Origin of the sequence: Sporosarcina sp. FSL K6-1508, from assembly GCF_038007465.1 — a bacterium.
In the GTDB taxonomy this organism is placed as follows: Bacteria; Bacillota; Bacilli; order Bacillales_A; family Planococcaceae; genus Sporosarcina; species Sporosarcina psychrophila_B.
On record NZ_JBBOXF010000001.1, the window covers coordinates 4,731,544 to 4,738,966 of the forward strand.

At 43.3% G+C, this 7,423-nt stretch carries 4 protein-coding genes and 1 pseudogene; 2 read left to right on the forward strand and 3 right to left on the reverse strand.

Features of this window, described 5'->3' with window-relative positions:
* Window positions 1-141: 141 nt before the first annotated feature.
* The 3 genes from MKZ11_RS24000 to MKZ11_RS24010 all read right to left on the reverse strand — a co-directional run bounded on the left by MKZ11_RS24000 (window position 142) and on the right by MKZ11_RS24010 (window position 4,489).
* Window positions 142-2,409, reverse strand: coding sequence for an S-layer homology domain-containing protein (locus MKZ11_RS24000; protein WP_340796859.1), 2,268 nt, complete (start codon window positions 2,407-2,409; stop codon window positions 142-144).
* Window positions 2,410-2,514: 105 nt separating this feature from the next.
* Window positions 2,515-2,934, reverse strand: coding sequence for a hypothetical protein (locus MKZ11_RS24005; RefSeq protein ID WP_340796860.1), 420 nt, complete (start codon window positions 2,932-2,934; stop codon window positions 2,515-2,517).
* 223 nt (window positions 2,935-3,157) lie between these two features.
* The gene (locus tag MKZ11_RS24010; RefSeq protein WP_340796861.1) at window positions 3,158-4,489 is read right to left on the reverse strand and encodes a sodium/glutamate symporter; all 1,332 of its coding nucleotides are present in this window, start codon (window positions 4,487-4,489) and stop codon (window positions 3,158-3,160) included.
* A gap of 361 nt (window positions 4,490-4,850) precedes the next feature.
* On the opposite strand from MKZ11_RS24010, the gene MKZ11_RS24015 reads away from it, so the two are divergent.
* Window positions 4,851-5,936: a glycosyltransferase family 2 protein gene (locus MKZ11_RS24015; RefSeq protein ID WP_340796862.1), complete on the forward strand. Its 1,086-nt coding sequence runs from the start codon at window positions 4,851-4,853 to the stop codon at window positions 5,934-5,936.
* Between the two features lie 327 nt (window positions 5,937-6,263).
* Window positions 6,264-7,423, forward strand: a pseudogene (locus tag MKZ11_RS24020) (hypothetical protein); the annotation flags it as partial.

Here is a 7,423-nt window from a genome sequence, read left to right on the forward strand (position 1 = left end):
CGTTTTTTTCATGGCTAATGATGGGTTAGTCATTGTTCAAGGTGAAAATTTCACATTTCAACATCATTACTCCCAACAAAAAAATCCCTCGTACTGGTTAATTCCAGTCTACGAGAGATTTTTCGTTCTACTCACTTACCCTTACAGAGCATCCGTATGTTCGCTACCCGCCGGAAGTAGTTCCGACATGCCGATTCGCTCAAGGCCGTTTTTAATTTTCGTCGTATAACCTAGCTTATTCTTGTCCAAATAACCCGCTTTCGACCGGATCATTTCTTCAAAGACAGGCAATTTCGCTTGATCAACTTCAGACCATCGTTCATAAGAATTGATCAAATCTTCCAATGTCAAATGTACATAATCGCGACCCGAAAATTCGTGTTCAGGCGAGACTTTATACCAGATATCACCGTCAGGACGGATCCATTTATTCTTTTCTTTTTCAATCGCCTTCTGGATACTCGTTGCAGTAGCCAAGTATGCAGGATCTTTTAGCTCTTGATACGCCATTAAAAGAATGTTCATCCCGCCAAGCGCGTGGTTCATGGAAGTGTGTGTCTTCACTTTTTGCGCCGAGGGGAAGTAGTCGGAAATGTAGTAGGACTCTTTGTCCACCCTAACGATATTCCCTTTCTCCTTTTGCGATACAAGCAGATTCGCATAGTTTTTTAGCCCGACATTGTAGTCCGTATGTCCAAACGCTTTGCCACCATTATACATGAACAATGCAATTTGTTCGTTGAATCTAGTATCGACAAACGGAGCTGTTATACCGTACAAGCTTTTCAGGTATGTGCTTGTCACTTCAGTCTCCCAATACGTCGATTTCCCTCTGAATATGTCCAGATTGGCAAACGAATTATAGAGAAGATTTTCATAGTAGCGTCCGCCAGTTTCAGAATAAAGCGCCATAACTCGGTCTTCTTTTACAAGAAGAAGGTTGCGGCCATATCCTCTGCCAGACTTCGGCATCGGTTCAACCGTTACTGCCATTTTATTATACGGACCTTCAGCTGTGTACCATTTGTTTCGTTTCTTATAATTCACAGCTGACTCCAACATCCAGGAATCCATTTGCTTCCGGTCTTCAAATAATCGTTCTTCGGAAGCTAGGAGCCATTGATCGACAACATCGAAGCCCCTGGATTGTAATCTGTAAATAGAAAGTTGCGTTTCTCCAAGCATAACGCCACTAAACGCTTCACTTTCTTGATGCAACTCCCTCGTATGGCTTTCCGCCCCCGTTGGATACTTTTGATACAACTCAGTCGACTGGTATGATTTTCCAATCATGCGTTGAGACACTGTACCATCTGTTTGTATTTTTTCAAAAATACCTGTCGGATACGTCATCAAGTCATAGCCAAACGTCTCATCGACACTTTTCTTGATTGGGAATCGGCTATATTCGTGAAGGACTGCTTTCGTTAATTCTGATTCCGTCTGAATAACGTCCACCGTAATCGGTACATTCTGAGGATTTCTCAGTTCGTTAAATAAAAAGTAATCCCCGTTTGGTAGTTCCCTTTTCGTCATTTTTACAGTAACAGATGGAAAACCGCTAATTCGATATGTGTAAATGATATCTGTAGCATGAGCATGTTGGACGGTTTTCTCACCCGCGAACTGCATAATATAGTTTGAACGTAAATAGGTTTTGGCTGAAGTCGAAAGCGGCACTTCAATAAATTGTTGCTCATGTCGAACCGATTCAAATGCACCATATGTGTCTGGCTTTGTAAATACTGTTGCGGGTAATTTTTCAATTAGGCCGTTTTGCAACATTGCCCTGTGCAGGAAAACGACATATGTTGCTCGGTTAACCGGCGTTTTCGGATCGAATGTACCGTCTTCCTTACCAGTCGTAATGCCATGCTGTGCAAGTACTTTCACGCCAAATTTATGAGACTCACTGATTCTGTCCTCATCCTTGAAAGTAACTTTTTCTCCTGTGTCCTCCAGTTTGAAAGCCCGTACGATGACAGTCGCCATCTGTTCACGCGTCAAAGAGTCGCCAACGCCGAACGTCCCATCTTCTTTCCCTAAGAAAATGCCGGCTTCATATGTAGCCATCGCGCCTTTCAAATGGGATGACTTTGCGCTAACATCCTTAAAGATTGGCTTGTAGGGTGAAAAAGGCAACTCAAGCGCATTCGTCATCAAGTTAGCCGCCTGAGCCCGTGATACTTCCAAACTCGGCCTGAACTGCTTGTCCGGATAGCCGTTAATAATTTTTAGATCAACAAGTTGTGTAACTTCATCTTTTGCCCAAAAATCATTATGTATATCCGTAAAACTCGGACTGATCGGATTTGCACTGGCATTCAATATGCCAAAACCGAACAATGAAAGAACAACAATAATTAGTCCCACTTTCATTGGACCTTTCATTTTTCTCTTTACTACCATTTACATTTATCCTCCTTGCTCGTTTACTTAGTTTGTACAGTCATTCATCTATAATACCATAGTGGAGCATAGAAAAAACCTCCCATTTAACAGGAGGTCATTTCGTTATTCTATTGTCCTTTGTGCAAATGTTTCTCCATTTTTACGGGCTTGAACATCAATTTTATAGTCTTCATATTTCACTTTCAATTTTTCAGCAAACTTTCCAGCAAGTTCTTTCGCTTTTTCTTCTTTTACATCTTCAGCAACTTCAAAATCCACTAGCACGAAGCCACCGCTATCCTCTGTTACAATAATATTCGTTGAAGTAACACCTTCTTCTTTCTCAAACTCTTCTTTCATGTCATCGTCTGATTTCGTCGTTTCCGATTTATCGACGGCTCCTTGATTTTCAGGTTTTTTTTCAGTTTCCTCTACTTTCTTTTCTTCATCAGTTTTCGGTTCATCTTTCTTATCCGATTCCCCGCATGCTCCAAGTAAAAGAGCTGATCCTAACAATGCTGCAAACAATAATGATTTTTTCATAGTAGGTTCTCCTCCTTCAGTTAAAGTATTATCCTAACATAAAAAAAGTGTGAGCAGCAAGGCACACACCAATAGCTAAACGAATACTAGCTTGGGTGACTGTCACCAGGAAGATTCTGAATAGTTCTCAATTTGACTAGGTGACTGTCACCACACCACACAACCACACAGCAATAAAAATAGGACTCTTTGCTGTCAACCGACGGCAAAGAGTCCTATTTCGTTATCCTTTTTTATTCAACCATTTATATTTAACCGCCATCAAATAAATAACGAATGAAAATACAAATGTAATCGCAACAAAGACAAATCCTTGTGAGTTCAATACAAGCATCGGAGCGAATGTCACGAGCATAATTTCAACCGGCGCAATTGGTATATAGGCCAAGCTGTAATCATCCAGCGTCTTACTTTCCGATTTGGGATCCACGATTCTAAGTAGCGCCATACCCATAGCGACCGTTCCTGTTGTCCAGCCCCATGTGAATATGCCTTTTTCAAACCAGTATTGCGGGAAAAACTTCTTCGAAAAGACTGCGAAGAATAAAAATGCATACACAAGACCAAAGACAAATAACAAAATTAGCGGAACAGCATAATCTAGCACAACTGAAACACTGATTGAACCGATTCCAAATGCAACCAGAATATCCGTTGCACTTCCACTGATCCGTGACACAACATCATTGCTGACATACTTTTCCGTACCTGTAGAATTCAATATCTTCTTGACGAACAATCCAACAAGAAACGCTAGTGAAAATGCCGGTATAACTACGCTTGGTAATAGCATAGCACCTAATTGGCTTAAATAATAACCGCCCATGGCGATAATCGTAATGATAGATAAGTGAAAAACGTATGGGTCAATCGAAATTGACGATACCGTATCCGTTTCAGATTTCGTTCTAGATTCTGGCGGGATTAATCCCGTTCTCATCTCATCAGGCAAATCTTTGAACGAAGCGAGGAATGATGTATGCCCCTTCGAAGATCCCCATTTAATAAAGAGGATCCCAATTAGGATCGCACTCATAATCCCTACAGTGGCAGATGTCATAGCCAAAGAAGTCGCTTCTTCCCAGCCATTTTGCTCAAACGTCGCACCAATTGCCGCTGCAGTTCCGTGTCCCCCTACAAAGCCGGCCGCAAGTAACAAACCGAAGCCGTCATGTACATCCCAAAATGGATTAATCAGTAGAAGTGCGAATAACAATCCTCCACCCCACATTAATACCATTGCAATTTGAGAGTACGACCACATGCTCCCGACTCTCGTCTTAATTGCATTCCAGTCAATCCGTGGTGACAATAACGGCAGTGTTCCAAAGATTACTGCTATTAAGATTGCCGGATAGACTTTCATTTGTTCTGAAAATGGCAAAACTCCGAAACCATTCGGCCCTAACAGTAAAGCCAGAAGCCCCGCAATGATACTGGCCGGCAAAAACATTTGCTGGACAAACTTAACCTTCGCTCGAATAATCGTCCCTGCCAACAGTAGCAATGATATCAAACCGATATCTGTAAATAAAACCCACGGTGAAAAATCCATATAACTATTCTCCTTATCTATACATTATTTTTCGCTGAATTAAATGCCCCTTTCTTAACCTCTATGTAACCGATTACATGAACAGACAAAAAGCACAATTTTTTTATCAACTTTCATTAAGATAACATCTTTTAAAGTTGCAGTAAACTTAACGGACAACTCCGAATTACTTAGTGAATTCACAATTGACTCCCAATAACAAACCCTTTTAAACAAAGAAAAATACACCCTAAACCTCTAAATGTTTACTAGAACATTTTCTTCAGAAAATCTATATATATTTGGAACGTCCGATGGCACTTTATTCGTCAAAAACCTGGACACTGCATATAAATAGGTAGAAAGCTTGGAGGGATGACTAATGATAACGATAAGTTTGTGTATGATTGTTAAAAATGAAGAGGAAGTAATAGGGAGATGTTTAGAATCGGTCCGCGGACTAGTGGATGAGATAAATATTGTAGACACAGGATCCGAAGACCGGACAAAGGAAATTGCGAAACAGTATACTGAACGTATTTTTGACTTCGAGTGGATTGACGATTTTTCGGCAGCACGAAATTTTTCATTTCAACAAGCGTCAAAGGATTATATTCTTTGGCTTGATGCGGATGATGTATTTACAGTGGAAGATCAGGAAAAGTTTAAAAAGCTGAAACAATCGATACAACCTGCGATTGATGCGATTTCAATGAATTATCACTTAAGTTTTGATCATGAAGGAAATGTAACTTCCCTTTTGAAAAGGTACCGGTTAGTCAAAAAAGCAAATGAGTTTAAATGGATAGGAGCGGTGCATGAATTTCTCTCTGTGTCAGGAAATCTATACGATAGTGATGTAGCAGTCACTCATTCTCCTTTAAGCCATGATAGTGAACGTAACATTTCGATCTATAAAAAGTTGTTAGAATCCGGGAAAACACTCTCCCCGCGGGATACATTCTATTACGCCAACGAACTGATGGATCATAGTGATTTTGAAAAGGCAATCCTTCATTATGAAATGTTTCTTGACTCAAAACTGGGGTGGGTCGAAGACAATATCAGGGCATGCTTTAAACTTGCGGACTGCTACCATAAATTAAATGACAAAGATAAAGAGCTTAATGCTACTTTAAGAAGCCTTGCCTATGATGTCCCCCGGCCCGAAGCGTGTTGCCGACTGGGGTATTACTTTATGGAACAATTTAAAAATACCGAAGCGATTCATTGGTATAGTCAAGCGCTTCTTAATGAAAATCACCAACAGATCAGTTTTCAAAATACCTCATTTTCCACCTGGCTGCCAAACCTTCAATTATGTGTCCTTTATGATCGCTTAAAGGACTATGACAAAGCCTATCAACATAATGAATTAGCTGGAAAATACAAACCGAATGATGATATTATAGTGAAAAACAAAAAGTATTTAGAGAAAACTATCAGTGATTCAGAAGATAAAAAGTAAGAGTCTATACAAGTAACCGACAGATTGATTAAAACAGTCATCGATAGTTGAATTCGTCCAGTGCTTACTGTCATCTGACTCCCTTAATCTAGGTAAACAGCCGCTCCGATAATTTGTCGGAGCGGCTGTTTACTGTGGAAATATCAGCTTTCAATCCTTCTGGAGCATTCAAAATCAAAGCCATTTTATTAATCAGAGTTTAGAAATATCCGAGAAATTACCTACCCTTTGCTACTCATTTAATTAGCTATTATTTTATACACGTAGTTGATTGCCCGTCCCTCCATCTATTGCTCGAATAGGATGTTACAGAAAGGGGGTGAAAAAATGAATTATTATGATTACAATAATCGCAAATGTAATAAATGCGATGAGAGTACTAACCATAACAAATGCAATAACTGTTCACGTTGTTGTAGAAGGGGACCTAGAGGACCGATTGGACCGACTGGCGCTACCGGAGCTACGGGACCAATCGGACCGACTGGTACTACTGGAGCTACGGGACCAATCGGACCGACTGGCACTACCGGAGCCACGGGACCAATCGGACCGACTGGTACTACTGGAGCTACTGGACCGATTGGACCGACTGGAACTACGGGACCTACTGGACCAGCGGGAGCTACAGGTGCTAACGGAATCACTGGGCCAACTGGCGCAACCGGCCCTACTGGGGTTACTGGAGCCACTGGACCAATTGGTGCTACGGGACCTACTGGAGCTAACGGAATCACTGGACCGACGGGGGCTACGGGACCGATCGGAGTTACTGGGGCAACCGGGGCGACGGGCGCTACTGGCGTAGACGGAGTTACTGGGCCTACAGGAGCAACAGGCGCTACTGGTGCGGACGGATTGATTGGACCAACTGGACCGACTGGAGTTACCGGGCCTACAGGTGCTACGGGACCTACGGGAGCGGACGGGATTGTTGGACCGACTGGCGCTACTGGCGCAACTGGTCCGACTGGAGCTGACGGACTTATTGGACCAACCGGACCGACTGGAGCCGATGGAGTTACCGGGCCTACAGGCGCTACGGGACCTACCGGAGCTGATGGGGCTGTTGGACCGACGGGCGCTACTGGCGCAACAGGCCCGACTGGAGCTGACGGACTTATTGGACCAACCGGACCGACTGGAGCCGATGGAGTTACCGGGCCTACAGGCGCTACGGGACCTACCGGAGCTGATGGGGCTGTTGGACCGACGGGCGCTACCGGCGCAACTGGAGCGACTGGAGCTGACGGACTTATTGGACCAACCGGACCGACTGGGGCCGATGGAGTTACTGGGCCTACAGGTGCTACGGGACCTACCGGAGCTGATGGGGCTGTTGGACCGACGGGCGCTACCGGCGCAACTGGAGCAACTGGAGCTGACGGACTTATTGGACCAACCGGACCGACTGGGGCCGATGGAGTTACTGGGCCTACAGGTGCTACGGGACCTACCGGAGCTGATGGGGCTGTTGGACCGACGGG